The 23,803-nt window shown below is 66.4% G+C and carries 36 protein-coding genes; 34 read left to right on the forward strand and 2 right to left on the reverse strand.

The window, feature by feature from the left end; translation table 11 throughout:
* The first annotated feature begins 12 nt into the window (after window positions 1-12).
* From gpM to ACFPFG_RS07010, 28 genes are all read left to right on the forward strand, one after another.
* A complete protein-coding gene (gene gpM / locus ACFPFG_RS06875) occupies window positions 13-732 on the forward strand; it encodes a phage terminase small subunit (RefSeq protein WP_374620720.1) in 720 nt (239 codons plus the stop codon).
* 107 nt (window positions 733-839) lie between these two features.
* The gene (locus tag ACFPFG_RS06880; protein ID WP_374620717.1) at window positions 840-1,325 is read left to right on the forward strand and encodes a head completion/stabilization protein; all 486 of its coding nucleotides are present in this window, start codon (window positions 840-842) and stop codon (window positions 1,323-1,325) included.
* A gap of 2 nt (window positions 1,326-1,327) precedes the next feature.
* Window positions 1,328-1,552, forward strand: a complete 225-nt coding sequence (locus tag ACFPFG_RS06885) for a tail protein X (RefSeq protein ID WP_374620714.1) — start codon at window positions 1,328-1,330, stop codon at window positions 1,550-1,552.
* Window position 1,553: 1 nt separating this feature from the next.
* Window positions 1,554-1,805, forward strand: coding sequence for a hypothetical protein (locus ACFPFG_RS06890; protein WP_380105714.1), 252 nt, complete (start codon window positions 1,554-1,556; stop codon window positions 1,803-1,805).
* Window positions 1,802-2,386 (forward strand): glycoside hydrolase family protein, encoded by a 585-nt coding sequence (locus tag ACFPFG_RS06895; RefSeq protein ID WP_380105715.1) that lies wholly within the window; start codon window positions 1,802-1,804, stop codon window positions 2,384-2,386. Before ACFPFG_RS06890 ends, ACFPFG_RS06895 begins: the two co-directional genes overlap by 4 nt.
* Complete coding sequence (locus ACFPFG_RS06900; protein ID WP_380105716.1) at window positions 2,383-2,964, forward strand: hypothetical protein; 582 nt, start codon at window positions 2,383-2,385, stop codon at window positions 2,962-2,964. Before ACFPFG_RS06895 ends, ACFPFG_RS06900 begins: the two co-directional genes overlap by 4 nt.
* Window position 2,965: 1 nt before the next feature.
* Complete coding sequence (locus tag ACFPFG_RS06905; protein WP_380105717.1) at window positions 2,966-3,505, forward strand: phage tail protein; 540 nt, start codon at window positions 2,966-2,968, stop codon at window positions 3,503-3,505.
* 3 nt (window positions 3,506-3,508) lie between these two features.
* Window positions 3,509-3,979 (forward strand): phage virion morphogenesis protein, encoded by a 471-nt coding sequence (locus ACFPFG_RS06910; RefSeq protein ID WP_096915347.1) that lies wholly within the window; start codon window positions 3,509-3,511, stop codon window positions 3,977-3,979.
* Between the two features lie 79 nt (window positions 3,980-4,058).
* Window positions 4,059-4,658 carry a phage baseplate assembly protein V gene (locus ACFPFG_RS06915; protein ID WP_374620696.1) on the forward strand — a complete coding sequence of 200 codons (600 nt, stop codon included), beginning with the start codon at window positions 4,059-4,061 and terminating at the stop codon, window positions 4,656-4,658.
* Entirely contained in the window at window positions 4,658-5,014 is a 357-nt protein-coding gene (locus ACFPFG_RS06920) for a GPW/gp25 family protein (RefSeq protein ID WP_374620693.1), read from the forward strand. The genes ACFPFG_RS06915 and ACFPFG_RS06920 overlap by 1 nt, the downstream gene beginning before the upstream one ends.
* Window positions 5,011-5,865, forward strand: coding sequence for a baseplate J/gp47 family protein (locus ACFPFG_RS06925; RefSeq protein WP_380105719.1), 855 nt, complete (start codon window positions 5,011-5,013; stop codon window positions 5,863-5,865). The genes ACFPFG_RS06920 and ACFPFG_RS06925 overlap by 4 nt, the downstream gene beginning before the upstream one ends.
* Window positions 5,865-6,812, forward strand: coding sequence for a phage tail protein (locus ACFPFG_RS06930; RefSeq protein WP_380105721.1), 948 nt, complete (start codon window positions 5,865-5,867; stop codon window positions 6,810-6,812). Before ACFPFG_RS06925 ends, ACFPFG_RS06930 begins: the two co-directional genes overlap by 1 nt.
* A 3-nt stretch (window positions 6,813-6,815) precedes the next feature.
* Window positions 6,816-7,304 carry a hypothetical protein gene (locus ACFPFG_RS06935; RefSeq protein WP_380105723.1) on the forward strand — a complete coding sequence of 163 codons (489 nt, stop codon included), beginning with the start codon at window positions 6,816-6,818 and terminating at the stop codon, window positions 7,302-7,304.
* Between the two features lie 7 nt (window positions 7,305-7,311).
* Entirely contained in the window at window positions 7,312-9,465 is a 2,154-nt protein-coding gene (locus ACFPFG_RS06940; protein WP_380105725.1) for a DUF4815 domain-containing protein, read from the forward strand.
* On the forward strand, window positions 9,455-10,489 hold the full coding sequence (locus ACFPFG_RS06945) for a virulence-associated protein (RefSeq protein ID WP_380105727.1): 1,035 nt from the start codon (window positions 9,455-9,457) through the stop codon (window positions 10,487-10,489). The genes ACFPFG_RS06940 and ACFPFG_RS06945 overlap by 11 nt, the downstream gene beginning before the upstream one ends.
* An 8-nt stretch (window positions 10,490-10,497) precedes the next feature.
* Window positions 10,498-11,178 (forward strand): hypothetical protein, encoded by a 681-nt coding sequence (locus ACFPFG_RS06950; protein WP_380105728.1) that lies wholly within the window; start codon window positions 10,498-10,500, stop codon window positions 11,176-11,178.
* Between the two features lie 2 nt (window positions 11,179-11,180).
* A complete protein-coding gene (locus tag ACFPFG_RS06955; RefSeq protein WP_380105730.1) occupies window positions 11,181-11,981 on the forward strand; it encodes a hypothetical protein in 801 nt (266 codons plus the stop codon).
* A 9-nt stretch (window positions 11,982-11,990) separates the two neighbouring features.
* Window positions 11,991-12,419 (forward strand): hypothetical protein, encoded by a 429-nt coding sequence (locus ACFPFG_RS06960; RefSeq protein ID WP_374620669.1) that lies wholly within the window; start codon window positions 11,991-11,993, stop codon window positions 12,417-12,419.
* Between the two features lie 161 nt (window positions 12,420-12,580).
* A complete protein-coding gene (locus ACFPFG_RS06965; protein ID WP_380105733.1) occupies window positions 12,581-13,777 on the forward strand; it encodes a phage tail sheath protein in 1,197 nt (398 codons plus the stop codon).
* A 36-nt stretch (window positions 13,778-13,813) separates the two neighbouring features.
* A complete protein-coding gene (locus ACFPFG_RS06970) occupies window positions 13,814-14,323 on the forward strand; it encodes a phage major tail tube protein (RefSeq protein WP_380105735.1) in 510 nt (169 codons plus the stop codon).
* 133 nt (window positions 14,324-14,456) lie between these two features.
* Window positions 14,457-14,831, forward strand: coding sequence for a phage tail assembly protein (locus tag ACFPFG_RS06975; protein ID WP_380105737.1), 375 nt, complete (start codon window positions 14,457-14,459; stop codon window positions 14,829-14,831).
* Window positions 14,832-14,839: 8 nt separating this feature from the next.
* Window positions 14,840-14,965 (forward strand): GpE family phage tail protein, encoded by a 126-nt coding sequence (locus ACFPFG_RS06980; RefSeq protein WP_380105739.1) that lies wholly within the window; start codon window positions 14,840-14,842, stop codon window positions 14,963-14,965.
* Entirely contained in the window at window positions 14,958-17,537 is a 2,580-nt protein-coding gene (locus tag ACFPFG_RS06985) for a phage tail tape measure protein (RefSeq protein ID WP_380105741.1), read from the forward strand. Before ACFPFG_RS06980 ends, ACFPFG_RS06985 begins: the two co-directional genes overlap by 8 nt.
* Window positions 17,538-17,548: 11 nt before the next feature.
* Window positions 17,549-18,010: a phage tail protein gene (locus ACFPFG_RS06990; protein WP_380105743.1), complete on the forward strand. Its 462-nt coding sequence runs from the start codon at window positions 17,549-17,551 to the stop codon at window positions 18,008-18,010.
* Window positions 18,010-19,098, forward strand: coding sequence for a contractile injection system protein, VgrG/Pvc8 family (locus ACFPFG_RS06995; protein WP_380105745.1), 1,089 nt, complete (start codon window positions 18,010-18,012; stop codon window positions 19,096-19,098). The genes ACFPFG_RS06990 and ACFPFG_RS06995 overlap by 1 nt, the downstream gene beginning before the upstream one ends.
* A gap of 53 nt (window positions 19,099-19,151) precedes the next feature.
* Complete coding sequence (locus ACFPFG_RS07000) at window positions 19,152-19,418, forward strand: BrnT family toxin (protein ID WP_034368507.1); 267 nt, start codon at window positions 19,152-19,154, stop codon at window positions 19,416-19,418.
* Window positions 19,405-19,698 (forward strand): BrnA antitoxin family protein, encoded by a 294-nt coding sequence (locus ACFPFG_RS07005; protein WP_380105747.1) that lies wholly within the window; start codon window positions 19,405-19,407, stop codon window positions 19,696-19,698. The genes ACFPFG_RS07000 and ACFPFG_RS07005 overlap by 14 nt, the downstream gene beginning before the upstream one ends.
* 89 nt (window positions 19,699-19,787) lie before the next feature.
* Complete coding sequence (locus ACFPFG_RS07010) at window positions 19,788-20,018, forward strand: hypothetical protein (RefSeq protein WP_380105749.1); 231 nt, start codon at window positions 19,788-19,790, stop codon at window positions 20,016-20,018.
* A 390-nt stretch (window positions 20,019-20,408) separates the two neighbouring features.
* Here the strand turns inward: ACFPFG_RS07010 and ACFPFG_RS07015 are convergent, their stop codons facing one another.
* Both ACFPFG_RS07015 and ACFPFG_RS07020 read right to left on the reverse strand, forming a co-directional pair.
* Window positions 20,409-20,942 carry a hypothetical protein gene (locus ACFPFG_RS07015; RefSeq protein WP_380105751.1) on the reverse strand — a complete coding sequence of 178 codons (534 nt, stop codon included), beginning with the start codon at window positions 20,940-20,942 and terminating at the stop codon, window positions 20,409-20,411.
* Window positions 20,943-20,974: 32 nt separating this feature from the next.
* Window positions 20,975-21,547 carry a helix-turn-helix domain-containing protein gene (locus ACFPFG_RS07020; protein WP_380105753.1) on the reverse strand — a complete coding sequence of 191 codons (573 nt, stop codon included), beginning with the start codon at window positions 21,545-21,547 and terminating at the stop codon, window positions 20,975-20,977.
* An 80-nt stretch (window positions 21,548-21,627) separates the two neighbouring features.
* Here ACFPFG_RS07020 and ACFPFG_RS07025 point away from each other — a divergent pair, with 80 nt between their 5' ends.
* From ACFPFG_RS07025 to ACFPFG_RS07050, 6 genes are all read left to right on the forward strand, one after another.
* On the forward strand, window positions 21,628-21,876 hold the full coding sequence (locus ACFPFG_RS07025) for a hypothetical protein (protein WP_380105755.1): 249 nt from the start codon (window positions 21,628-21,630) through the stop codon (window positions 21,874-21,876).
* 9 nt (window positions 21,877-21,885) lie between these two features.
* Window positions 21,886-22,434, forward strand: coding sequence for an Ogr/Delta-like zinc finger protein (locus ACFPFG_RS07030; protein WP_380105757.1), 549 nt, complete (start codon window positions 21,886-21,888; stop codon window positions 22,432-22,434).
* 114 nt (window positions 22,435-22,548) lie between these two features.
* Window positions 22,549-22,959, forward strand: coding sequence for a hypothetical protein (locus ACFPFG_RS07035; protein WP_380105758.1), 411 nt, complete (start codon window positions 22,549-22,551; stop codon window positions 22,957-22,959).
* Window positions 22,956-23,357 carry a DUF7673 family protein gene (locus tag ACFPFG_RS07040; protein WP_380105760.1) on the forward strand — a complete coding sequence of 134 codons (402 nt, stop codon included), beginning with the start codon at window positions 22,956-22,958 and terminating at the stop codon, window positions 23,355-23,357. Before ACFPFG_RS07035 ends, ACFPFG_RS07040 begins: the two co-directional genes overlap by 4 nt.
* Window positions 23,354-23,662 carry a hypothetical protein gene (locus ACFPFG_RS07045; RefSeq protein WP_380105762.1) on the forward strand — a complete coding sequence of 103 codons (309 nt, stop codon included), beginning with the start codon at window positions 23,354-23,356 and terminating at the stop codon, window positions 23,660-23,662. The genes ACFPFG_RS07040 and ACFPFG_RS07045 overlap by 4 nt, the downstream gene beginning before the upstream one ends.
* On the forward strand, window positions 23,659-23,802 hold the full coding sequence (locus ACFPFG_RS07050) for a hypothetical protein (RefSeq protein ID WP_380105764.1): 144 nt from the start codon (window positions 23,659-23,661) through the stop codon (window positions 23,800-23,802). The genes ACFPFG_RS07045 and ACFPFG_RS07050 overlap by 4 nt, the downstream gene beginning before the upstream one ends.
* Window position 23,803: the final 1 nt, after the last annotated feature.

Genomic DNA, 23,803 nt, shown 5'->3' on the forward strand with positions numbered 1-23,803 from the left:
GCCCACTGAACCATGGCACAAACACCCGCACAACGTCACCGCGCCCGCGTCCTGGCCGAAGAGCATGCAGCGAAGGCGGCCGCCATCGACCCGCACGGCCCCATGCAAGGCAGCGAACACCAGCTCATGCTGGCCACGCTCCACGCCCACAAGGCCACGCTGAAAAACATCAAGGCCGTGGACAACAAGATCGCGGCCAAGGTCAAGCTGCTGCCCGACTTCGATGCCTACATCGACGGCGTGCTGCAGGCCGATGCGGGCGCGCAAGACCCGGTGCTGGTGGAAGTGCTCGTGTGGCAGATCGACGTGGGCAACTGGCCCCGCGTCCTGGAGCTGGCCGACTACGCGCTGCGTCACCAGCTCAAGATGCCCGACCAGTACAACCGCGACCTGCCGGCCGTGGTCATGGAGGAAACCGCCGAGGCCGCCATTGTCGGCAAGCTGGCCGGCCATGACGCCATGGTCACGCTGGCCAAGGTGGACCAGCTCACCACCGGCCTGGACATCCATGACCAGGTGCGCGCCAAGCTGCACAAGGCCATCGGCTGGGCCGCCATGGGCAAGACCACCACCACCGAGGTGGACCCCAAACAGCTGGAGCTGCAGCCCGTGCAAATCGCGCTGGAGCACCTGACACGCGCCGTCACCTTGTTTGACAAGGTGGGCGTGAAAAAAGACGTGGAGCGATTGGAGCGCCGCTTGACCGAGCTGCAGTCCGACGCTCCCACCTGAGCGCACCCCCCGCGCCGGGCGGCTCCGTGGCCACGGCCATCTGGCCATGCCACGCACGGCCAACGCCACGGACCACCGCCCACCTACACCACCCGCCACCGCCTGCCATGTCCTTCATTGCCACCGCCAACCCGCCCGCATCCACCGCAGAGCCCACCGTAAGCAATGACGGCTGGTTTCCCGACCTGGCGCCCACCCAGGTGCGCGATGCCTGCCGCCTGGAAGGCACCGTGACCACCGCGCGCCTGCTGCCGGCCCTCAAGGACGCCATGCTCAGCGTCAATGCCGAGCTGGCCGAGTGGGCGGCCGAGCAGCGCGCCCGCTGGGGCTATGAGCAGCTGGCGGACGTGCCCGCGCCCCAGGTCGGCGGCGAAAGCGCCAAGCTCCTGCACTACCGCCGCGCCGTGCACGAATGCATGCAGGCCGATCTGCAGGAGGCCTACCGCGAAAGCGCGGCCACCAAGGTGGGCGGCGGCGGCGAGGAAGCCGTGCGCGAGGCCCTGGCGGCCAAGGTGGACTACCACCGCAAAAACCAGCGCTGGGCCATTGCCGACCTGCTGGGCCGTGCACGCTGCACCGTGGAACTGCTGTAGCCATGGCCACCACCAGCAGCCCCACCACCACCGTGCGCGCCCATGAGCACGACACGCTGGACGCCCTGTGCCACCGGCACCTGGGCCGCACGGCCGGCGCCGTGGAAGCCACGCTCAACGCCCACCCGGGCCTGGCCAAGCGCGCCGCAGGCCTGGGCGCTGGCGAGCCCGTCGAACTCGTGGCCGCGCCCGCGCCGGCCCGCCCAATGATTCAACTGTGGGATTGATATGGACCGCGAAACCATCGTGAAAGCCGTTGCGGTAGAGGGAGCCAAGGCCGCACCACCCGTCACCGTGGTGGCCACCAATCTGGCCAATGGCTGGACCATGACCCACACCGTGACCGCACTCACCATCATGTATCTGCTGCTGCAGGCCGCGTACCTGCTGTGGCGCTGGAGCAATGAGCGCGAAGACCGCCGCGCCAAGCAGGCGCGCGAAGCTATGGACCAGGCCGCAGCCTGCAAGGCGCAGGCATGAGCGGCCGGCGCATCCCCGCCAAGCTGCTGGGCATCGGCGCGGCCATCGTCACCGCCTGGATTGCGGCCGAGGGTTTCAGCTCGGCGCCCATCGTGCCGGTGCAGGGCGACGTGCCAACCATCGGCCACGGCGCCACGCGCTACGAGGACGGCACGCGCGTGACCATGGCAGATTCGCCCATCACCAGGGAGCGCGCCCGCGACCTGGCCGCGAACCTGCTGGAGCAGCAGTACGGGGCCTGCGTGCGCGCCTCGCTGGGGGACACGCTGGTGCACCAGGTCGAGTTTGCCCAGGCGGTGGACTTCGCTGGCCAGTACGGCTGCAGCGCCTGGCGCGGCTCCAGCATGCTGGCGCGCACCCGGGCCGGCGACTATGCGGGCGCCTGCCAGGCCTACCTGGCCTATCGCTACATGACCAGCACGCGGCAGGAGGCCGCAGGCTGGACCGCCTACCAATGGGACAGCGCGGGCCGGCCGCGCCGCTGGCGCTTTGACTGCAGCACGCCGGGCAACCGCGTTTGCCGCGGCGTCTGGACCCGGCAGCTCGCGCGGCACAGCGCCTGCATGGAGGCCCTGACGTGACACCACACCATCACCAGCGCGGCCTGCTTGGCTCGCAATTCCTGCTGCCCGCCGTGCTGCTCCTGGCCTTGCTGCTGGCAGCGTTTTGCATAGGCGTGCTCTACGAAGGGCGCAGCGCCGCCAAGGCACAGCAGACCGCCCTGCAGGATCAGCAGCGCAAGGCCGACGAGGCTGTGGACAAGCTGCGCGCCGAGCGCGACGACACAGAGCGCGACTTGCGCAAGCAGATCGCCGACCAGAAAGCCAAACTCGAAACCACCCAAGGAAACGCCAATGCAGCTCATCAAACCCATGTCGCTGGCGTGCGTGCTGGCACTGTCCGCGTGCGCGTCCCCATCGTCCCTGCAGTGCCCGCCTGCGGTGGATCTGCGCCACGCGGCCCCGCCCAGGGTGGAGCCGCTGGGCCTGAAACCGCGTATGCCCAACTTGACCCAACGGCAGCAGCAAATCTTGCCGACATCGCCCACGATGGGGACCAGGGAATCCGGGAGCTGAATTACTGCATTGACCGATACGATCTGATGCGCAAGGCCATGGACCGCTGGACCGAGCAGACGCTGGCCGGCATGGGGGGCTGACATGCTCAAGCTGCAGAGCCTGCGCGACTTCCTGGCCCAATGCGCGCCCGACCTGGCGCGCGACCCTGAGAATTTCATCGTCTATGGCGATGACGGGCGGCTCATTGCCTCGGGCACGAACTCGCTCTCTTTCGAGTACCGCTATACGGTCTATGCCACGCTGCTGGGCTACGCAGGACACCCGGACGCCATCATGGTTCCGCTGCTGGCCTGGTGCAAAGCCAACCAGCCGGAGCTGTTCGACAACCCTGCCAAGCGCGAGAACGCCATACGCTTTGCTGTCGCACCACAAAGCGCATCCACATACGACCTGGGCATAGAGATCGACCTCACAGAGCGCGCCATCGTCACGCACGACCCGGATCACGACACGCGCCTGCACATCACCCATCCCGAAGAACCCGGGCAGGTGGGCCTGCAGCGCTTCGATGGCCAGGACATTCAGCAGCTGGAGAAATGGGAGCTGTGGCTGCGCAACGAGCGGCTGCTGGCCACCTGGGAATTTCTGCCGCCCGTGTGGCGCCAACGCATGCCGCAGTAAACCATGGCCCAGGAACTCAAGGCCCTGGAGGATTGGGCCGGCGCCTTTCTCGAAAAGCTCAGCCCGCCTGAGCGCAAGCGCCTGGCGGCCCAGGTGGCGCGCAGCCTGCGCACCACCAACACGCGCCGCATGACGCAGCAGCAGGCGCCAGACGGCAGCCGCTGGGAAGCGCGCAAGCCGCCCCCGTCCCTCAAGGGCCGGCGCAAGCCCCGCTTTGAAACCAAGACCGGCCCCATGATGGCCAAGCTCAAGCGCGCCAAGGCTCTGCAGGCCAAGGGCCAGACAGACGGCGCCGTGGTCGAATTCCTGGGCCGAGCCCAGCGCGTGGCCCGCGTCCACCACTTCGGGGAAACCGACAACGTGAACCCGGGCCGAGGCCCGCGCTACGACTACCCGGCACGCGAGCTGCTGGGCTACGGGGACGAGGATCTGGACAAACTGCGCACCCTGGTGCTGCAGCACCTGAAACTCTAGATCGCCTCTCGGCGGTTGCACCGCCTGGCACCGGCCATGCTTGTGGCCTTCGCGCGCGTGCGTGGCCACCATGGGAGCCATGGAATCGCCCGTCGCACAAACCGAATCGCCCTACGAGGCCGCCCGCCGCATGGAGAACCTGATCCGGCGCGGCACCGTGGCCGCCGTGCGGCTGGCCAGCCCGGCGCGCATCCGCGTCAAGGTGGGCGACAACACCACGGACTGGCTCCCCTGGCTGGCCCTGCGCGCTGGCGGCGCCAAGGGCGGCCGGCACTGGTCCCCGCCCGTGGTGGGCGAGCAAGCCGTGGTGCTGTGCCAGGGCGGCGACATGGCCCAGGGCGTGGCCCTGGTGGGCCTGTACTCCGACGCCATGCCCCAGCCCAGCGAGCAAGCAGCATGCGAGCGCATGGAGTGGGACGAGCACAACTACCTGCAGTGGCTGCGCGGCACCCTGGAAATCCTGTGCCTGGAATCCATCACGCTGGACGTGGGGCAGGGCCAGTGCCGCCTGCACATGACCCCCAACAGCCTGCAGCTCACCGTGGGCACCGCATCGCTCAGCATGACGAGCGAGGGCATCAGCACCAACGTGGATATCGAGGCCAGGGGCATCAGCCTCACGCGCCACCGCCACGGCGGCGTGGAGCCAGGCCCAGCCAACACCGGGGGGCCTCTGTGATGATGGACCGCAACACCGGCCGCGCCATCACCGAGCTGGAGCACCTGCGCCAGTCCATCGGCGACATCCTTGCCACGCCCATCGGCACGCGCGTCATGCGCCGCGACTATGGATCGCTTGTGCCCGCGCTGGTGGACCAGCCCGATAACCGCACCACCGAAATCCGCCTGCTGTCTGCCGCCGCCAGTGCCCTGATGCGCTGGGAGCCGCGCTTGCAGCTGCAGCAGCTCAACATCGAGCGCGACCCGCTGACCAAGGGCCGGGCCACCATCACCGTAGTGGGCAACCTGCTGACCGGCGCCGCTGCCAAGGCCCGCGCCCTGCGCCTGGCCATCACCATCGGTGGGGCGCCATGAGTCAATCCCTGGGCACAGACCTGGCCACCCTCCCCGCCCCGCAGATCATCGAGCCGCTGGACTTCGAGCAGATACTGGCCGGCCTCAAGGCCGACATACTGGCCCGCGCGCCGGAGCTGGCCGAAGTCCTGGCGCTCGAATCCGATCCCATCGTCAAGCTGCTGGAGGCCTGCGCCTACCGTGAGTTGCTGTATCGCGCCCGCGTCAACGATGCCGCCCGCGCCCACCTGCTGGCCTTTGCCACGGGCGGCGACCTCGACCACCTGGCCGCGCAGTACGGCGTGACCCGCCAGGCCGGCGAAGCCGACGACCGCCTGCGCACCCGGCTGCAGCTGCGCATCGCGGCCCTGGCCGGCCAGGGCACGCGCGAGCACTACGAATTCCACGCCCTCACCGCCTCGCCCCTGGTGCGCGCCGTGCGGGCCAGCCAGGCCGCGCCGGGCAGCGTGCTGGTCATGCTGTGGGTCACCGACCAGGCGCAGGCCCAGGCCGTGCGGCAGCTGGTGTCCGAGGCGCTGAATGCCGACAACGCCCGCATGCTGGGCGTGCCCGTCAATGTGGCCGTGGCCGTGCCGCGCACCATCGACATCACCGCGCGCATCACCCGCACGCGCACCGCGCCGGCTGGCCTGCTGCAGCAGCTGCAGGCGCGCCTGCAGGCGGCCTTTGCGGGCATGGCCAGCCTGGAAGGCAGCGTGGCACGCAGCTACATCACCACGCTGCTGCACGTCGATGGCGTGCACGCCGTGGACTACCCGGACAACACGCGGCCCGCGCCCATCACGCCCATCGCTGCCGGCGAATTCCCGGCCCTGGGCGCCGTGGACCTGATCGACGCAGGGGTGGCCTGATGGACGCGCGCCGCAGCATCCTGCCCCCGGCATCCACCAGCCTGGAGCGCGTGGTGGACACCACGCTGCCGCGTGACTGGGGCACCATGGCCGACGCGGCCGAGCCGGCCAGCACCGCCCAGCACCCGGCCCTGCTGCCATGGCTGGCCCAGCAGTGGCAGCTGGGGCAATTCGAGCGGTATTTTTCCGACCCGCGCGAGCTGCTGGACAAGGGCCTGCCCTGGCTGCGCGAGCGTGGCAGCGCCGCCGCCGTGCGCCGCGCGCTGGCCTGGCAGGGCTACCTGGCCGTGACCCTGGAAGAGGACGGCGCCCGCCTGCACATCAACCCGGGCCGCGAAGTCAGCAATGCCGATATCGCGCGCATGGCCCATGTCGTGCGAGCCAGCATCCCGCTGCACGTCCATTTCTACCGCGTGTTCTACCGCTTCGATCTGCGCGCCCTGCGCTGGGACCGCGCGCCCAAGCTGGACGGCGCCCTCTGGGAAAACGACAGCGGCACGCCCGTGGACGTGGGCGAGGGTGAGCCGCCCGTCATCGGCAGTCAAGGCCGCATCAACCAGTCCCAGGCCCAGGCGCCCAAGCTCACGCCCCTGCGCAGCGCGAACCACCTGCACACCAGCGGCCGCATGCGCCGTGCCGACCAGCTGCGCCTGGATGTGTGGCGCTGGGACGGCCGCATGCAGCGCCTGGCCACGGGCGGCCAGCTGCAGACCACCCCCGGCCTGGCGCCGCAGCGCGCCCGGCATCAGCCATGGACCACCAGCGGCGAAGCCTGCGCCGCCAGTGCAGGCATGCGGCCGGGCCAGTGGCCTGGCGCCGCCCACCACCTGGCGGCCGCTGCCTGCCAGCCCCGCATGGCCCCGGCCCGGGGCTGGACGGGCCGCTGGGACAGCGACCGCTGGCAGCAATCCAACATCCACAGCAAGACCACCGAATCCGAGGAATAGCCCATGCAAACACTGCAAGACGCCGGCCGCATTGCGCTGGCCAAATCCCTGGCCGCCATGCCCGTGCACATCGCATGGGGCCGTGGCGATGGTGCGTGGACCGCGCCACCGGCCACCCCATCCAACCGCACCGCGTTGCAGGACGAAATCGGCCGCCGCGCCGTGGTGGACGTGGGCTATGCCGTGCCCGGCACCGCACAGGACCACGATATCGAGATGCCCGGCCAGGTCTATTACAAGACCAGCCCGTTGCCAACGCCATTCCTGCTGCTGCGCACCACGTTCGGCTTTGGCGATGCCCAGGGCGAAACCGTGCGCGAATGCGGCGTGTTCTTCGGCACCGTGGCCAAGGCCGGCGTGCCGCCGGGACAGCGCTACCTGACGCCGGCCGAGGTGGAGAACCCCGGCACCGTGTACTGCCTGGAATACCGCTCGCCAGTCCTGCGCAGCGGCACGACCAAGGCCACCGAAGAAATCGTGATCCCACTGTGAGCCGCGCATGACAAGCTACAACCGACACGACCCTGCCAAGGGCTACACGCAGCACATCTTTCACGCCGACCGCGTGGCGCAATCTGCAGAGCCCAACGAAATGCAGGCCCAGGCCCGCTATGCCCTGCGCCGCGTGGCCGATGTGCTGTTTGCCGATGGCGACATCACGGCCGGCGCGCGCTGCACCGTCAACGCCGAAACCGGCGCCTGCCAGCTGGAAGCCGGAAGCATCTACCTGAACGGCGCCGTCCATGACGTGGCCGCCGCCGCGCTGCAGATCGCCGTGCAGGGCACCGTCTACATCGGCGTGCACTACGCCACGCGCATCGTCACGGCCGAGCAAGACCCAACCCTGTACAACCCCGCAGTGGGCACCAGCGGCTACGGCGAGCCCGGCGCCGACCGCCTGCAGGTGTCCGTCACCTGGGGCCTGCAGGGCCAGGGCGAGGGGGACTTTTACCCCGTCTGGACCGTTGAAGATGGCATCGTCAAGCCCCGCGAGCCTGCACCCCAGCTCAACGCCGTCACAAAGGCCATCGAGCGCTATGACCGCGACAGCGCGGGCGGCACCTACGCCGTGCGCGGCCTGCAGACGCTGCAGCTACCCGACGACGACCAGGGCCGCCAGGTCTACGCCATCACGGCCGGCGCCGCGCGAGTGGGCGGCGTTGCCATTGAGGTGCCAGCAGACCGGCGCCTGGTCTATGCGGCCCAGGCCAACATGGCCCAGGTCAACAGCGAGCCCCACAGCAGCAGCACGGATGCGCTGCAGCATGTGGCATTCGACCGCTGGCCCGTGCTGGAGCAGGCCACCCTGCGCATCACGCGCCGCAAGACCGCGCAGGTGGTGCACGGCAGTTTCGTGGGCGCCGCTGACCCGCTGCCCGATGCCAGCGTGGTGCAGATCAACAGCGTCACCCAGGGCGGCACCACTTACACCAAGGACGTGGACTACAAGCTGACGGCCGGGCAGATCGACTGGAGCCCGGCCGGCGCCGAACCCACGCCGGGCAGCACCTACAGCGTGAACTATGACTACATCAGCACCGAGCCCGCGCAGAACCAGACCACCCGCGGCTTTGACGTGCAGGGCGCGCTGCCGGGCACTCTGATTCTTGTGGACTACCGCTATGCGCTGCGCCGCATTGACCGCATCGTGATGGGAGGCGATGGCGGCATCAACGTGGTCAAGGGCATTCCAGCGAGCTGGCAGCCCGTGGCGCCCGACGTGCCGGGCAATGTGCTGGCCCTGGGCAGCATCTACCAGACCTGGGAGCCGGACACGCGCCGCACCGAGCCGGACGGCGTGCGCGTGGTTTCCATGCCCACCCTGGTGGCCTACCGCGAACGCATGGACCGCATCGAGCTGGACCTGGCCGAACTGCGCCTGGCCACCGACACCGCAGGCCGATACAGCGGCCTGAAAAAAGGCTACTTCGCCGACCCCATGATCGACAACAGCATGCGCGACCAGGGCATGGAGCAGAGCGCCATGATCGCGGGCGGCGCGCTGCAGCTCTATGAGGCCGACCATGCCTACATACTGGGCGACGGCAAGACCGTCCACAGCCTGGAGTACACGCTGGCCAAGACCATGGGCCAGACAGCCACCAGCCGCGCCATGAAGATCAACGCGCAGGCCACGGCGGGCGCCCTGCCCGCCAGCGTTGAACTGGTGCCCAGCGTGGACCGCTGGGAGGTTCCGCAGGCTCTCAAGTATCCCAAGCTGGTGCGCTTCTACCAGGCCCTTGGCAGCACGAGCGAAGACCTTCAAGCGCAGTACCGGGGGCAGATCAACAAGGATTTGCTGGACCTCAGTGGCATCACGCTGCGGCCCCTGGAGGTCCATTTCTCGCTGGCGGGCTTTCGCGCACTGGAGGCGATGGAAAGCCTGCACTTCGATGGCCAGCCCATCGCGGCCCAGCCGCTGGCGGGTGGCGGCCTGGTGGCCAACGCTGCCGGCGTGCTGGAAGGCCGATTCACCATTCCCGAAGGCGTTCCCGTGGGCGCCAAGACCGTGGAAATCAAGGGGGAGCACGGCAGCACAGGCCGTGCCCAGTATGTGGGCAGCGCAGCCCTGAAACTCAATCTCGATGTACTGGGATCGAACTCCTACGGCGCCATATCTGCCGGCTTTGCCACCGTGACCTATGTCCTATAGCACCATCACCCAAACCATCACGCCCTCGCGCTCCCAGCAGTGCGCGGCGCTGGATCTGTACTTCACCGCCAGCGGCGGGCCCGCCATCGTGGTGCTGGCCGCACTGGATGACGCCGGCCTGCCCGGCGTGGCACTGCGTGAGCAGCGTCTGGAGATTGCGCAGATCAAGACCGACGGGGCCGCCACGCGCGTGACCTGGACAGCCCTGGTGCAGCTGCAGGCGGGCACCAGCTACGCGCTGTGCATATCGGCAGCTGACACAGACACGGCCCTGGCCGTGGCTCAGATCGGTGATGCGCGCCAGGACGGCACCGGATGGGTCACGACCGCGCCGGCAGAGCTTGGCCAACTGCTGGAGATCAATGCCTCCGGCATCGCCACGCGCCACGCCAACCGCGTGCTGCGCTTTGATCTGTTCGAGGCCCAATATCCCGCCACGGTCAAAACCGTGGACGTTGGTGCGCAGGAGGTGGAGAACGCCACCATGCTGCTGATCAATGCCGGCGCCGAGCAGCCCGACCCCACGGCGCGCATCACCTATTCCATCGAGCTGCTGGGCGCAGGCGCTGCCGTGCTGCGCACCATCGAGGCGGACGCCGGCCAGCCCGTGCGCCTGGATGAGCCTCACACCGGCACCGTGCGCGTGAAGGCCACTTTGCGCGTGGGCGACAGCGGCATGGGCGCCGTGCTGGCTCCCGCAACCCTCCTGGCGGTGGGCAGCCTGCTGCAAAGCGGCACCTACATCACGCCCACCATCGCCACGGCGGGCGGCACCGAGCTGCGCGTGATCTTCGAGGGCACCATCCCTGCCGGCGCGGCCGTGGCCGTGCATGCGCAGCTGGGTGCCAGCGAGCAGTGGACCGAGGTGCCCTACCTGAGCAGCAGCCCGCAGACGGCCGGCACCATCGAACTCACGCACCGGCTGCAGGGCATCAACGCGGCCAGCCTGCGCCTGCGCCTCACGCTCACCGGAACGCCCACGGCGCGCCCCCTGGTGGACAACCTGCGCGCCGTGGTGCTGTAGAGGTGGATATGGCAGATGACACCCTCGAAACCCCGCCTGTCTTTGAAGACACGCCGCACCTGGGCATGCCCCTGCCCCACCCGGCGAACAAGCTGGAAGTGGACATAGGCCGACTGCGCCAAGCGCTGGACATGATCGACCAAGTGGCCGAGGACATGGGGCTGGCCATCGACGCCAGCGCAAGCCGGGAAGCCCTGCAGGCGCTGGCCCAGGCGACGGGCGACAGCATCGACCAGCTGCAGCAAAGCACCGGCCAGGCCCTGGCGCAGATGGGGCAGCAGATAGATCAGCTGGCCGATGACATAGAAAGCAAATCGGTCAACCTGCAGGCCGTCGCTCAAGCCAGCGATGCGCAGCAGGCCCGTGAGGGCGTGGGAAAAATCAAGCGCCTGGTGCAAGAAGCCGCGAACAGCTCCACCAACGGCGCTCCGCTGGTGGCTGGCGTGGAATACACGCTGCTGGCAGATGCAGCCTACAGCCGCCCATTGCCTGCCGACGCTCAGTTGGGCGACTCCATCCGGTTGCGTGACCCCACGGGCGAATGGAAGCTGGGCCGCATCACCATTGCCCGAAGCGACCCCGCCTACACCATCAACGGACGGGCCGGAGATGTACTGTTCAACGTCAACGCCTGGAGCGTCGTGTTTACGTATGCGGGCAACAAAAACTGGACGCTAACCAGGGGGTAGGAATGCTGAATCTGGATGAACTTTTGGGCAGCAACCCGATGCTGCTCGTGCAATCTGAAATGGTGCTCACCACCAAATCATTCAACATCGCAGCGGATGGCTATGCCGTGCTCTCGGGAATGGGCGGTGGCGCGGGCGGCTGCAAGAACTATGCGCCCGGCAACTCGGCGCCGTGGGGGGTCAAAGCCATCGCAGTGCGAGCCGGGGATGTGATTGCATTTGAAATCGGAGCGGGAGGCCTGGCCGAACTGGGCGCCACCTCGGCGGCCAAGGCTGGCTCCAATACCGTCATTTCCATCAACGGTGCGGCAGTGCTCACATGCCAGGGTGGAGATGCCGGGCCTGCTACAGCTACTGCCGTCAGTCCTCTGAATGCCAAAGTGATTGGCGCAGATATCTGGAAACTGGGAGTGCAGCCGAAAAGCCGTCTGGATGGAACAACTCCTGTCAGTGGCGCGGCCGTAGACGTGGGTTCGGGGACGTATAACAAAGATTACAAATCTGGCGACGATTGTGTGGATTTTGAAGGCTCATCCAGAACGGGCGCTGGAGTGCCATGGGGCTACTTCTTCTGGCCGTTCTCCGTGCAGTTCCGGGGCTATGAATCGGGATCTCCCGGCGGTGGGGGTTCCCGTGCGCGAAAAGCTGGAATGTTCGGTGGGGGCGGAGGGTCTGTGTCTGGTCAGGAGAATGCACATGATCCTGGCCGAGGTGGATCGGCCGGAAGGGCCGCGGCCGGCGATGTCAAAAATGGTGGTGCCGGAATGGGCTATCTGAGGCTCTACCAACGGGTCAACGCATAGGGCATAGCGATGAAAATCATCCACATCCTCGACAACGCGGGCGAAGTCATCAACACCATCGTGGCCGACGAGCAAACCGCCGAGGCCATGCACCCCGGCCGCTGGCGCCTGGCCGAGCAGCAGGAGCAGCCCGCGCCACCGCACGAGCAGCACCGCCATATCACCCCGCTGGCCTTCCGCCGCCGCTTCACGGGCGCCGAGCGCGCCGCCATCGAATGGGCCGCCGTGGACCGCGCCGATGCCACCAGTGGCGAACGCCAGCAGGCCGCGCAGCTGCGCAGCACGTTGAAGGACCAGGAGCTGGCCAGCTTCATCGACCTTGACGACCCGGACGTGGCGGCCGGCGTGCAGCTGCTGGAAACCGTGGGCCTGATCGCAGACGGCCGCGCGCTGCAGATCACGGACACGCCGCCGCGCCCGGACGAACTGCCGGCCTGACCTGGCCGCACGACCACCACAGGCCCGCCACCATGGCGGGCCTTGTCTTTCTGGGTAGCAGGCTCTGGCACCGCGCCCATTGCTGGCCGCCTACGCGCGGGCGGGGGAACATGCAGACACACACCGCACACCCACCGAACCCCCTGCAGGAGCCCATCACCATGTCACTCGCCGGCTACCACCACGGCGTGCGCGTCTCGGAAGTCAACACCGGGACCACCACGCTGCGCATCGTCTCCACGGCCGTCATCGGCCTGGTGGCCACCGGCCCCACGGCCGATGCCGAGGCCTTCCCCATGGATACCCCCGTGCTCTTCACGAACATCGAGAAAGCGCTGGACAAGGCTGGCACCACCGGCACGCTGCCCGAGGCCCTGAAAGCCATCAAGGACCAGTCCCGCCCCGTGCTGGTCATCGTGCGCGTGCCCGTGGGCGCAGGCGCAACGCCCGAAGAAATCGACGCCGACCAGACCAGCCTGGTCATTGGCGACAACCTGGCCGGCAAGCGCTCCGGCATTCAAGCCCTGCTCACGGCGCAGCAGCAGCTGGGCGTCAAGCCCCGCATCCTGGGCGCCCCGGGCCTGGACTCCAAGCCCGTGGCCGATGCGCTTACGGCCGCCGCCATCAAGCTGCGCGCCATGGCCTACGTGCAGGGCCACGGCGCAGACGATGTGAGCGAAGCGCTGGCCTATGCAGAGAGTTTCGGCGCCCGCGAAACCATGGTCATCTGGCCCGACTTCAAGGCCTGGAACACCACCACCAACAAGGTTGCCAACGTGCCGGCCGTGGCCTACGCGCTGGGCCTGCGCGCCCGCATCGATGTGGAGCAGGGTTGGCACAAAACCCTGTCAAACGTGCCGCTCAATGGCCCCGTGGGCATCAGCAAGGACGTGCATTTCGACCTGCAAAGCTCGGAGACGGATGCCAACCTGCTCAATGAGGGCAACGTCACCACGCTCATCAACTACCAGGGCTATCGCTTCTGGGGCTCGCGCACCTGCAGCACGAACGAACTGTTCCGCTTCGAGTCCGCCACCCGCACCGCCCAGGTGCTGGCCGACACCATCGCAGAAGGTCACTTCGCCTTCATCGACAAGCCCCTGCACCCCAGCCTGGTGAAAGACATCATCGAAGGCATCAATGCCAAGTTCCGCGAACTCAAGGCGCTGGGCTACATCCTTGACGGCAGCGCCTGGTTTGACACCGAGGTCAACACCACCGAAGCGCTCAAGGCCGGCAAGCTGGTCATTGACTACGACTACACACCCGTGCCGCCGCTGGAAGACCTGGGCTTTCGCCAGCGCATCACCGACAAGTATTTCGCCGACTTCGCCATGCGCGTGGGCACCGGCCAGTAACCCCGGCCACCGCCGCGCACACAGGAGATCCACACCATGGGACTGCCCCGCAAACTCAAGAATTTCGCCACCTTCATCGACGGCGAGAACTACATGGGCGACATGCCCGAAGTCACGCTGCCCACCCTCACCCGCAAGATGGAGGAATACCGGGCGGGTGGCATGAACGGCCCCATTGATCTGGACATGGGCCAGGACAAGATGGAAGCCGAACTCAAGGCCGCCGGCTACATGAAGGGCCTCATGAAGCAATGGGGCGCGGGCAAGGTTGACGCCGTGCTGCTGCGCTTTGCCGGCGCCCTGCAGACAGATGACAGCGAGGGCGTGCAGGCCGTCGAAGTCGTCATGCGCGGCCGACTGACCGAGCGCGACCCCGGCAGCGCGAAGGCCGGCGAGATGGTGGAGCAGACCTACAAGTACAGCCTGAGCTACTACAAGGAAGTTCTGGACGGCGAAACCATTCTGGAAATCGACTTCGTGAACCTGATTGAGAAGGTCCACGGCGAGGACCGCATGGCCGGTGTCCGCACCGCCCTAGGCATCTGACCGCCGCCACCCGCCAACAGTTTTTCTGCCCCTCTCGTCTGTCTCCGGCCGCATGGGAAACGGCCCTTCGCGCCGACCTGGGCCACTACCTTGGCCGGCGCTTTTTTTCACCACAACCACCACCGAGGCACCCATGGACACCCAAGCCAAGACCACCGACACCACCGACGCCACCACCAGCCCCAAGACCGTACATGTCAATGTCACGCTGGAAACACCCATCCCGCGCGGCAGCGGCGTCATCGACGTGGTGACGCTGCGCAAGCCCCTGGCCGGCGCACTGCGCGGCATCAACCTGGCCGAGCTGCTGCAGCTGCGCGCCGAGGCCGTCATGAAGCTGCTGCCCCGCATCACCACGCCCACGCTCACGCAGCAGGACGTGGAACAGATGGACCCCGTGGACCTGGTGGCTTGCGCCTCGGAGGTGGTCAATTTTTTGGTGCCAGCCAAACAACTGGAGAAGGCCAAGGACGAACAGGCGAAGGCCCAGGAATCCCTGGGCGCGTAGAGGAAGCCATGGCCGACGTGGCCGCCATCTTCCACTGGCGGCCCGCCGACATGGACCCCATGGACCTGGCCGAGCTGATGCACTGGCGCGAGCTGGCCGTGGATCGTTTCCAAAAGATGAACAAGCATGGATAAGCTCAAGCTGCAGGTGCTGCTGGACTTGGCCGACCGCGTGACCGCGCCGCTCAAACGCATAGGCGCGGGCGCCAGGTCCGTGGGTCTGGACGTGAGTGGCACCCAGGATGCGCTGCGCAAGCTCCAGCAGCAGCAGGCCGCCGTGGGCAAGGCCAACGCCATGCAGGCCAGCCTGCGCGAAACGCAGGCCAAGCTGCAGGCCGCGCGCACGGCCAAGGCTGCATTGGTGGCTGAAATGCTCAAGGGCGGCGAGGCGGCCAAGGCCGCAGGCGGGCAGTACCGCGCCGCTGGCGACGCAGTGCAAAAGCTCGCAGCCACCTATCAGCGGCAGATTGATCAGACCAAACGCCTGCGCGCCGGCCTGGCGGAAATGGGCATCACCAATGCGGCCCAGGCCGAGGGAAAACTGCGCGAGGCCATCGACCGCACCACCAAGGCGCTGGAACGCCAGCGCAAGGCCCACGAGCTCGTGAGCAAGCAACGCGCCGCCGTGGAAGCCAACAAGACCGCCCGCGCCGATGCGCGCGGCGCCCTGTTCGACGGCGCGGCCATGGCCGCATCGCTGGCCGCTCCGCTGAAGATGGCCGTTGACTTCGAGTCTTCCATGGCCGATGTCGACAAGGTCATGGATCTGGACAAGAGCGGCCTAGAAGAAATGAGCAGCTACGCCCTGGACCTGTCCAAGCGCCTACCCATGGCCGCCAAGGACATTGCCCAAATCTTGGCCTTGGGCGGGCAGTCTGGCCTCACAAAGAAACAGCTCAAGGGTGACGGCGATGTGGGCTTCGCGGAGCACGCCATAAAGATGGGGGTGGCCTTCGGCATGACTGCCGAGGAATCGGGGGAGGCTATGGCCAAAATGAAATCAGGCTTTGGCATGACCATTCCCGAGGTGGCCACGCTTACCGACAAAATCAACCTGCTGGGAAACACAGGCGCGGCCAGCGAAAAGCAGATTCTCGGAATAGTCACGCGCGTGGGGCCACTTGGTGCTGTGGCTGGGACCGCCTCGGGGGAACTGGCGGCCATGGCCTCAACACTGGCCGGCATGGGTGTGCAAGAAGAAGTGGCTGCCACCGGCATCAAAAACATGATTCTCGCCATGGTGGCCGGCGAAAGTGCCAGCAAGAGCCAGAAGGAAGGCTTTAAGCAACTCGGCCTCGACTCAACGAAAGTTGCGAAGAGCATGCAAAAAGACGCGGCCGGCACCATGGTGGATCTGCTGAAACGCGTCAAGAAACTGGACAAGTACAGGCAGGCATCTGTGCTTCAGTCCATCTTTCAAAAAGAGTCCATCCTGGCCATTGCACCCATGCTCAGCCAGTTGGACACGCTGAAGGAAAACCTTGACAAAGTGAACGACGCCGCAAAATATGGCGGCGCCGTCAATGCCGAATACGATAAGCGCGCCGCCACCACCGCCAACCGCCTGAAGCTCGCCAGCAACCAGGCAGCGGCCATGGGCATCTCGCTGGGCAACATCCTGCTGCCGGCGCTCAATGACGGGCTGTCCATTCTTTCTCCATGGATGGAGCGACTTGCAGCCCTCACCCAGGCCTTTCCCGGTACAACGCGCGCCATCGTGCTTTTCACTGCGGCGCTCATCGTCGGCAAGGTTTCGGCCATCGCTATCACCTTCGTCTATGGCCTGATGAAAGGTGCGTTGCTGGCAGTACGCGGGGCATTTGTGGCCGCTCGTTTGGGTTGGATGCTCTACACCGGCGCCACCGTGGCGGGAACGGTCGCCACGCGCGGCGCCATCCTGGCAAGCTGGGCGCTCACTGCAGTTCAAATTGCTGGGCGTATCGCTACAGTTGCAGTCGCAGGGGCCATGTATCTGCTGTTCGGTGTGGTGTGGACTCTACGGGCTGGCCTGGTCGCGGCTCGCACCGCATGGCTGCTATACACGGGAGCCAGCATTGCGGCATCCAAGGCAGGGATGTTTGCGACGGGTGTAACGGCATCGCTCACGGCGGCACAGTGGCTGCTCAATCTTGCCCTTTCCGCAAACCCCATTGCCCTTGTCGTGGCCGGTGTGGCTGCACTGATTGGCGTGGGAATCTTGCTGTACAAATACTGGGAACCTATCGGCCGATTCTTCGGCAAGCTGTGGGGGCGCATGACAGGCGGGCTTGATGAGGTCAAGCAAAGCGCAGCTGAAGCCGGCAAGGAAATGCAGGACCAACTGGGCGACAAGGCCGCCACCATTAGCATTGGCGCTGATGGCAAGCTGCCAGACACCGCCTCAACCGGGCAGCAGATGGGGCAGCGTATGGCCGAGGCCGCAGGCATTGCCATACCTGCGGCAAGCACTCAGGGCATGGACCAGGCGGCCATGGAAAAGCAGCTGAAACTGGTGCAGGGCTCAGCCATTGGCAAGGACAAGGGCGGCGTGCCAGGCCTCTCGGCTGCCGCACCAGTCATGGCTGGCGGAACCTACAACTTCACCATCCACGCGGCCCCAGGAATGGATCCCAAAGAAGTGGCTAAGGCAGTGGCCACAGAATTGGACAAGCGCGAACGCGCCAACAAGTCCCGCGTGCTCAGCCAGCTCAGCGACACAGAGGGATAGGAGCCAGACCCATGCCAATGATGACCCTGGGCCAATTCGTGTTTGGCCTCGATACCGTGGCGTATCAGGAAATGCAGCGCGCCACCGACTGGCGCCACCCCAGCAACAGCCGCGTGGGCGCCCGGCCGGCGCGCCAGTACGTGGGCCTGGGTGATGACACCATCACGTTTACCGGACTGTTCGTTCCCGAATTCCGTGGCGGCCGCAAGACCCTGGATGAGCTGCGCAAGATGGCCGACGCCGGCAGCGCATACGCCATGGTCAACGGCGCGGGCGACAACCTGGGCGCCTGGGTGATCCAGCGCCTGAGCGAGAACGGCAGCGTGTTTGTCAAGGAAGGCCTGCCCCGCCGCATTGATTTCAGCGTGGAGCTGGCCCGTGTGGACGACGCCCAGGCCGACCCCAGCGGCGGCAGCGATGGCGGCACGGGTGGCGATTGGGATGATGGCGATTTCTGGGATTGGTGGATGTGATGGCAGGCACAGAGAACCAGGCCACGGGCGCCTACCAGCAGCCGGACTATCAGCTCACTATCAACGGCGTCAACATCACCCCCAAGGTCGGCAAACGCCTGATCGAATTGCGCCTGCGCGAAAGCCGCGGGGAAGAGGCCGACCAGCTGGATCTGACCCTGGACGATGCGGACGGCCGGATGGCCATCCCGCCCAAGGGTGCCACCATCTCCATCCGCCTGGGCTGGCTGCACGAGGGCCTGGTGGACAAGGGCAGCTTTGTGGTGGATGAGGTGGAGCACGGCGGCAGCCCCGACCGCATCAGCGTGCGCGCCCGCAGCGCGGACATGGCCAAGAGCCTGCGCGAGCGTGCCAGCCACAGCTGGAACGACAGCACCGTGGGCACCGTGGTGCAGGACATTGCCGCGCGCAACAAGCTGCCGGCGCGCATTGCCCCCGAGCTGGCCGAGCGCAAGGTGCAGCACATCGACCAGACAAACGAATCGGACCTGCATTTTCTGTCCCGCCTGGCCCGCCAGCACGACGCCGTGGCCACGGTCAAGAAGGGGCAGTTGATCTTTCTGCGCACCAACAGCCGCACAAACGCCAGCGGCCAGCCCATTGCCCCCATGCACATCACCCGCGAATCGGGCGACCAGCACCGCTGGCACACCGCAGACCGCACCAGCTACACGGGCGTGCGCGCGTACTGGCACGATGGCAAGCACGCCCGCCGCAAGGGCGTGGTGGCCGGCAGCACCAAGGGCAGCGTGAAGACCCTGAAAGACACGTTCTCCAGCGCCGAAGCCGCGCGCCAGGCCGCGCAGTCCGAGATGCAGCGCGTGGACCGTGGCGCCGCCACCCTGAGCCTGGCCCTGGCCCTGGGCCGGCCCCACCTCATGCCGCAGGCCGCCGTGACTGTGGAGGGCTTCAAGCCCGAGATTGACGGCGAGGGCTGGCTAGTCAAATCCGTGGAGCACTCCCTGGGCGATGGCGGGTTCACGACACAGATCGAGCTGGAGCGCCAGGGCGATGGCGATGCGCAGGCGCAGGAGGACGGCGACGACTCCCACGATGGGAGCAAAGAGGCCCCGGGCCCTGATAATTAACGTACATACAAAAAAGCATTGACACGGGAATTTGTGTACGTACAATAATTCCCATGGACATCGAATTCGACCCCGCCAAGAACCAGGCCAACATCGACAAGCACGGCGTTTCGCTGGAGATGGCGGGCCACATCGAATGGAGCAATGTCCTGTGCATGCCGGATGCGCGCCGGGACTACGGCGAAGTACGTGAAATCGGCTTCACCGTCATCGGCCAACGGCTGTACGTTGTGGTGTTCGTGCAGCGCGGGCAGACCATGCGAATCGTTAGTCTCCGCAAGGCAAACTCCAGAGAGGTCAAGGCTTATGAAGCAATCTAAGAAAGTGGGGCTGATCCAGCCCACGGCGGCCGAAGATGCCGCCATTGCCCGGGGCATCGAACAAGACCCGGACACCATGGAAATCACGGGCGAGATGCTCGCCGACATGCAACCGCTGGCCCGGCGTGGCCGTCCCCCGCTGGAGCAGACCAAAATGCCGATGACCATGCGCGTGGACGCCGATGTGCTGGAGGCCATCAAGGCCACCGGCACGGGCTGGCAATCGCGTGTCAATAGCGTGCTGCGCGACGCCGTGACAAAGGGCAAGCTGGCCGCATGATTTCCTGCAGGGCATTCAGAGCCGGCCCCGGAATTCTGAACACGTTGCAAAGTGGCCGAGGTGGTACGGCTGGGTTGGTACAGCCGGGCATGAGCCAGCGGGCAAAGCTGGCGGTAGACGCCGCGGGGCCGTGGCGCCTCTACCAGAGGGTGGAGCTACCGGGCTGGGAAATGCTAGGCACCGTGCAGCGCGGCCACGCAATCGGCGCGCTGGCACACAACCTGCGCACCGGCCAGCTGGTCATGCTCAGGGCCGGTGCGGCCAGCGCCCTGGACCAGCGCAAGGTGCTGGCCGCCCTGCAGACTGCGCAGGCCGATTGACCCACAAAAAAACCCGCACGCAGCGGGCCTTTTTTTTTGCGGCTCAACGCTTCAAATAGCTCTTTTTCCCAGAGTCAGAAATACAGTACTGCCCACCCCGTGGTCCAGTGCAAACGCCCCCGGACCGGCATGAGCAGTCGCCTGCTGATGCCCCGGCCCGGCTGGGCGCCAACAGCGCGCGCGATGATGACTGGCCCAGCTCGGCGCTGCAATGGCGCTTGCTTCCGCTGATCGAGCCGTCATTGCACACAAACTGCGCACCAGAGCAATGCGCCACGCCGCCCTTGCGGCCGCTGCAGGGGTAGTTGGCGGCACCTGCAGGCAGGGCAGATGCTAGGCAAGCCGAGAACGCCATCACCAATATCAGGCAACGCATGGCTGACGTGCCAATCACTTGCCCACGTACACCACGCCCAGATCATGGGCCAGCTTGGCCAGCCCCGGCTTGCGCGTGAAATAACGGCCGTTTTGCATCTTGTCGCTCCATGTGTCGTCGCTGTCCACCAGTTCCTTGAACGACTTCACGCCCAGCGTCTTCTGGGCCACCTGCAGGGCCTTGGCGCGCGTCACCGTCACCGTGGCATGTGGGGTGTCAAGTAGCTTGTTATCCTTCCCGCCAAGGGTCACCAGTAGCGGCTGCGCCGTCACCTGAACCTGTGCCTGGTCAGTGTGGATAAATGTGCGGTACACGCCGTACACCACTGCGCGCAGCACCTCTTCTTTGGTGTGCTCGGGCATGTTCGTACCCATGATGCGGGCCGCCAACCTGATGTGCAGCGGCTTGGCGCGAACCACCTGGAATGTGTTGTTCTCGGGCGAGAAATCGCCCATCTCTTCCATGACCTTTTCAATGCTGCCCTTGAACTGCGCATGCGACAGCGTGGCCACGGCCGCAAGGCCCATCGCCAAAACGTACTTCTTCATTGCTCCCTCCGGTGGTGAAAAACGGTGCCTGCTCAGGCGCGAGCGGCCAGGGCCGCCAGCGTGCGCAGCGCGGCTTGCGCCTCTTGGGGCGCCTTGTCGTAGTGCTGCAGTAGCTGCTGTGACTCAGAACTGACTGAGGCCGCCGCGCCGGTATCGCTGCCTGCAGCGCCAACGCGCAGCGAAAGCAGCACATAGCCCACATCAACGCCCACGGCGTGCAACTGCTGCAGCGCCTTAGCGTCTGGGGCGAACTCGCCTTCTTCGAATTTCAGCAGGGCTAGTCGGTCTACGCCTGATTTCTCGGACAGCTGACCAAAGGTCAACCCCAGCCGCTTGCGCTCTTGCTGAAGTCGCGCAGCAATCGTTTGCCCTGGGCTCGGATGCAGAGCGGCGCTGGGGTCAAACGAACGTAGACCAGTGAGCAGGTAGGAGACGTCGACCCCGTGCGCGGCAATAGCCATCAGGTACTCGGCATCGGGCTTGCGCACGCCCTTTTCGTAGTTGAGTTGGGACATCTGAGAGACACCCGCAACCGTGCCAAAGCTCTCCTGATTGAGCCCGAGGCGTTTGCGCTCTTCTTTCAGGCGCGCAGAAAAATCCAACATTTGCTATTAAATCTCTTGCTACACAAACATTCGTTTGGTAAATTAGAGCCACCCTGTAACAACCTAGATCCAAATACTACATGACCACCCAAGCGCACCAGACCCGCCACCGCTCGGCCACGGTCGAGCCCCTTGTGCATGACAAGCAGATCGCCCTGCGGCTGACCCATGGCGAGCGCCAGGCCGTGCAAGGCTGCGCCACCCGCGAAGGCCGCAGCCAGAGCAACTTCGCGCGGATGATCCACCTGATGGGCATGGAGATGTACGAGCATCTCGGCCGCATCGAGCTGGGCACGCTCCAGCGGGGCGCCGCTGCAGAGCAGCGCTGAAAGGCCCCCATGGCGCACGCAGCAGCAAACCCCTTTCAGCCCCTGATCGGCGCCCCGCCGAATATTGGCTTCACGGGCGCCGCCCTGGGCGTAGTCCGCAGGGCCGGCGACACGGCCGCCAAGGCGCGTGCCGTTGTACGAAAAGGCGCGCAAGGCTGTAACAACCTGTCAAAGCCTGACCCCCGCGCCGATGCTCCGGCCCAGGCGCCAGACGATGGCCCGCGCCTGAAGACCGAATTCCACCGCATCGCCTGCCCGCACTGCCTGAGCCCGGCCACCATCCGGCGCAGCAACCAGGTCACCAACCTGACGCGCGAATACGCCTTTGCCTGCACGAATTTCGAGTGCGGCCACACCTTCAGCGCGACCATGGAAATCACGCGCACCCTGAGCCCCAGCGCCACGCCAGACCCCACCGTGCGCCTGCCCCTGAGCACCCATGTGCGCCGCGATCTGATGCGCGAGCAGCTGGCGTGTGCCCAGCCCTCTGACTACCGCACCACCCAGACGGCGCCCGTGACCCTGGAGCTGTTCGGCACCAGCCCGCCAGCGGACTGACCCCAGGGCCTGGCGCCCTGCCCTGACCTACCCCGTTTCCCCTGCCCTGCGGAGCCTGAAAGAAGGCCCTGCGGGACGTGCTCACCCTGAAAAACGCAAACCCGAGAGGACGCAATGCAAATCTTTGAACTCCGCAGGCCCCGGCCCGCGCAGCAGATCACCCTGGTGGATGAGGCCCTGCGGGCCGAGCACACCCGGCACGCTGCGCGGCTCAAGGAAATTGACGGCCTCGCCAGCGACCTGCAGCGGCTGCAGCAGCACCTGCCAGCGCTGCGCGCGGCCGGCGTGGAGCTGGGCGGCCACGAGTGCGCCAACATCAATGGCCTGTTCATCCATGGCGGCCAGGACCGCGCCCGCAACGGCCGCATGCTGCAGGCCCTCATGGGCCTGGGCGGCAAGGCCCGCAACAAGGCCGCATTCAACGATGGCGGCTTCGCCGTGGAGCTGGACCTGGGTGGCCTGCACATGGCCTTCTACGTGGACCCGCGCGCTGCGGCGGCTGGGGTGCAAGGGGGTGCGGCATGAGCAACCTTGCCCAACACCCTGACGCTACGCATGAGCCGCTGCTCGCCCTCACACAGTTTTTCATTCTGGCCACCTGCCATAGCCACAGCGGCGCCCGCGTGGCGGCGCACCTGCTGCTGGGTCTGTACAACGGCACGCGCTTTCCCTTCGATCTGACCGACCTGCGCTGCCTGGACGCCGAGAACCTGCAGCTCGCGCTGACGCTGCTGCAGTTCGACGCGCGCCCGCAGATGGAGGTGCACCAGTGGCTGAACCAGATGTATGGCCGCACGGACTTCGGCATGCGCTTCGAGCACCTGGCCCACGCCTGGAGGCTCAAGGGCCGGTGCAAGAAAGAGCACCTTGACCCCGTGCCGCCCCTGCGCTGGGCCGTAGACGCGGAGGGTTCGCAAGCATGAGCGGCCCAACTGTTCCCTCGTACCTGGCAGGCACCTGGGAGAACTACGAAGAGTGCAGCAAGCGCTTCATCGAAGCGCGGCGCGGAGTCAGCTACCGCGTGTTCGTGGAGCAGGTGCACCGCTGGGTGACGGCCTACGTGAGCCTGGATGTGCACTGCCTTGAAGGGTTCAAGGCGGGGTCCGAAATGCTGCCAGGACAAATGACGCCAGAGGCCGCGCAAGAGCTGGGCGAAGCCCTGATTGCCGCAGCAGACAAGGCGCGCGCCCTCAATGCCCACGCCAAAGGTCAAGGGGTGGCGCCATGAGCCGGTACGCCATCACCCATATCGATGCCCAGCATGTGCGCCGCCACCTCGTGATCGGCGCGGCCAACCGCGCCATGGCCTGGGAGTGCGCCGAACGCCTGTATGGCTCGGCCTGGTTCATGTCCTGCAAGAAGGCCTGAG

It is taken from the genome of Delftia deserti, assembly GCF_042653485.1.
Classification (GTDB): domain Bacteria; phylum Pseudomonadota; class Gammaproteobacteria; order Burkholderiales; family Burkholderiaceae_C; genus Comamonas; species Comamonas acidovorans.

Bases quoted from the DNA above. Each gene is read 5' to 3' on its own strand.
- gpM (WP_374620720.1), top strand. From the start codon at position 13: ATGGCACAAACACCCGCACAACGTCACCGCGCCCGCGTCCTGGCCGAA.
- ACFPFG_RS06880 (WP_374620717.1), top strand. From the start codon at position 840: ATGTCCTTCATTGCCACCGCCAACCCGCCCGCATCCACCGCAGAGCCC.
- ACFPFG_RS06885 (WP_374620714.1), top strand. From the start codon at position 1,328: ATGGCCACCACCAGCAGCCCCACCACCACCGTGCGCGCCCATGAGCAC.
- ACFPFG_RS06890 (WP_380105714.1), top strand. From the start codon at position 1,554: ATGGACCGCGAAACCATCGTGAAAGCCGTTGCGGTAGAGGGAGCCAAG.
- ACFPFG_RS06895 (WP_380105715.1), top strand. From the start codon at position 1,802: ATGAGCGGCCGGCGCATCCCCGCCAAGCTGCTGGGCATCGGCGCGGCC.
- ACFPFG_RS06905 (WP_380105717.1), top strand. From the start codon at position 2,966: ATGCTCAAGCTGCAGAGCCTGCGCGACTTCCTGGCCCAATGCGCGCCC.
- ACFPFG_RS06910 (WP_096915347.1), top strand. From the start codon at position 3,509: ATGGCCCAGGAACTCAAGGCCCTGGAGGATTGGGCCGGCGCCTTTCTC.
- ACFPFG_RS06915 (WP_374620696.1), top strand. From the start codon at position 4,059: ATGGAATCGCCCGTCGCACAAACCGAATCGCCCTACGAGGCCGCCCGC.
- ACFPFG_RS06920 (WP_374620693.1), top strand. From the start codon at position 4,658: ATGATGGACCGCAACACCGGCCGCGCCATCACCGAGCTGGAGCACCTG.
- ACFPFG_RS06925 (WP_380105719.1), top strand. From the start codon at position 5,011: ATGAGTCAATCCCTGGGCACAGACCTGGCCACCCTCCCCGCCCCGCAG.
- ACFPFG_RS06930 (WP_380105721.1), top strand. From the start codon at position 5,865: ATGGACGCGCGCCGCAGCATCCTGCCCCCGGCATCCACCAGCCTGGAG.
- ACFPFG_RS06935 (WP_380105723.1), top strand. From the start codon at position 6,816: ATGCAAACACTGCAAGACGCCGGCCGCATTGCGCTGGCCAAATCCCTG.
- ACFPFG_RS06940 (WP_380105725.1), top strand. From the start codon at position 7,312: ATGACAAGCTACAACCGACACGACCCTGCCAAGGGCTACACGCAGCAC.
- ACFPFG_RS06945 (WP_380105727.1), top strand. From the start codon at position 9,455: ATGTCCTATAGCACCATCACCCAAACCATCACGCCCTCGCGCTCCCAG.
- ACFPFG_RS06950 (WP_380105728.1), top strand. From the start codon at position 10,498: ATGGCAGATGACACCCTCGAAACCCCGCCTGTCTTTGAAGACACGCCG.
- ACFPFG_RS06955 (WP_380105730.1), top strand. From the start codon at position 11,181: ATGCTGAATCTGGATGAACTTTTGGGCAGCAACCCGATGCTGCTCGTG.
- ACFPFG_RS06960 (WP_374620669.1), top strand. From the start codon at position 11,991: ATGAAAATCATCCACATCCTCGACAACGCGGGCGAAGTCATCAACACC.
- ACFPFG_RS06965 (WP_380105733.1), top strand. From the start codon at position 12,581: ATGTCACTCGCCGGCTACCACCACGGCGTGCGCGTCTCGGAAGTCAAC.
- ACFPFG_RS06970 (WP_380105735.1), top strand. From the start codon at position 13,814: ATGGGACTGCCCCGCAAACTCAAGAATTTCGCCACCTTCATCGACGGC.
- ACFPFG_RS06975 (WP_380105737.1), top strand. From the start codon at position 14,457: ATGGACACCCAAGCCAAGACCACCGACACCACCGACGCCACCACCAGC.
- ACFPFG_RS06980 (WP_380105739.1), top strand. From the start codon at position 14,840: ATGGCCGACGTGGCCGCCATCTTCCACTGGCGGCCCGCCGACATGGAC.
- ACFPFG_RS06985 (WP_380105741.1), top strand. From the start codon at position 14,958: ATGGATAAGCTCAAGCTGCAGGTGCTGCTGGACTTGGCCGACCGCGTG.
- ACFPFG_RS06990 (WP_380105743.1), top strand. From the start codon at position 17,549: ATGCCAATGATGACCCTGGGCCAATTCGTGTTTGGCCTCGATACCGTG.
- ACFPFG_RS06995 (WP_380105745.1), top strand. From the start codon at position 18,010: ATGGCAGGCACAGAGAACCAGGCCACGGGCGCCTACCAGCAGCCGGAC.
- ACFPFG_RS07000 (WP_034368507.1), top strand. From the start codon at position 19,152: ATGGACATCGAATTCGACCCCGCCAAGAACCAGGCCAACATCGACAAG.
- ACFPFG_RS07005 (WP_380105747.1), top strand. From the start codon at position 19,405: ATGAAGCAATCTAAGAAAGTGGGGCTGATCCAGCCCACGGCGGCCGAA.
- ACFPFG_RS07010 (WP_380105749.1), top strand. From the start codon at position 19,788: ATGAGCCAGCGGGCAAAGCTGGCGGTAGACGCCGCGGGGCCGTGGCGC.
- ACFPFG_RS07015 (WP_380105751.1), bottom strand. From the start codon at position 20,942: ATGAAGAAGTACGTTTTGGCGATGGGCCTTGCGGCCGTGGCCACGCTG.
- ACFPFG_RS07020 (WP_380105753.1), bottom strand. From the start codon at position 21,547: ATGTTGGATTTTTCTGCGCGCCTGAAAGAAGAGCGCAAACGCCTCGGG.
- ACFPFG_RS07025 (WP_380105755.1), top strand. From the start codon at position 21,628: ATGACCACCCAAGCGCACCAGACCCGCCACCGCTCGGCCACGGTCGAG.
- ACFPFG_RS07030 (WP_380105757.1), top strand. From the start codon at position 21,886: ATGGCGCACGCAGCAGCAAACCCCTTTCAGCCCCTGATCGGCGCCCCG.
- ACFPFG_RS07035 (WP_380105758.1), top strand. From the start codon at position 22,549: ATGCAAATCTTTGAACTCCGCAGGCCCCGGCCCGCGCAGCAGATCACC.
- ACFPFG_RS07040 (WP_380105760.1), top strand. From the start codon at position 22,956: ATGAGCAACCTTGCCCAACACCCTGACGCTACGCATGAGCCGCTGCTC.
- ACFPFG_RS07045 (WP_380105762.1), top strand. From the start codon at position 23,354: ATGAGCGGCCCAACTGTTCCCTCGTACCTGGCAGGCACCTGGGAGAAC.
- ACFPFG_RS07050 (WP_380105764.1), top strand. From the start codon at position 23,659: ATGAGCCGGTACGCCATCACCCATATCGATGCCCAGCATGTGCGCCGC.